Source organism: Paraburkholderia sp. RL18-085-BIA-A (genome assembly GCF_046027075.1).
Classification (GTDB): Bacteria; Pseudomonadota; Gammaproteobacteria; order Burkholderiales; family Burkholderiaceae; genus Paraburkholderia.
This window is the reverse complement of sequence record NZ_JARESU010000647.1, coordinates 1-384: the sequence shown is the minus strand read 5'-3', so window position 1 is coordinate 384 and position 384 is coordinate 1. Positions and strand designations below refer to the sequence as shown.

Annotated in this window: 1 pseudogene; it reads right to left on the bottom strand. The window is 61.2% G+C overall.

The annotated features are described in order from the left end of the window. Positions 1-221, bottom strand: a pseudogene (locus P0D89_RS54230) (hypothetical protein); the annotation flags it as partial. Between the last annotated feature and the right edge of the window lie 163 nt (positions 222-384).

The window sequence follows — 384 nt, the reverse complement described above, 5'->3', positions numbered from 1 at the left end:
AGCTGCGCGATGTCACGCTCTATATCAGCGTCGAGCTGTTTTCCAAGGTCAAGAATCCGATTCCGGATGCCGCTGAACGAGATGCCCTTGTCCTGCGGTAGCACTTCGTTGAGCATGTTCGTCGCCTGCCGGTAGGGCAGATGAACTGCCCACTTCGCCTGAAGGTATTCCAGCTCCGGCGTGACGCGTCTGGTTAGCGCTTTCGACAAGGGGTGCACCACACGCTGCTCCGTCCGCACAGTCCCTTGACACGCGCACGACCACACCCGCGGACTCTTCACGGTCACCTTGCCATAGACGGTGCGCAGCACCGTCGAGCGGCTGTCTTTGTGCCTCAAGGCCGCACCGCAGTTCTCACAATGGGTCTGGCCTGCGAGCCACCGC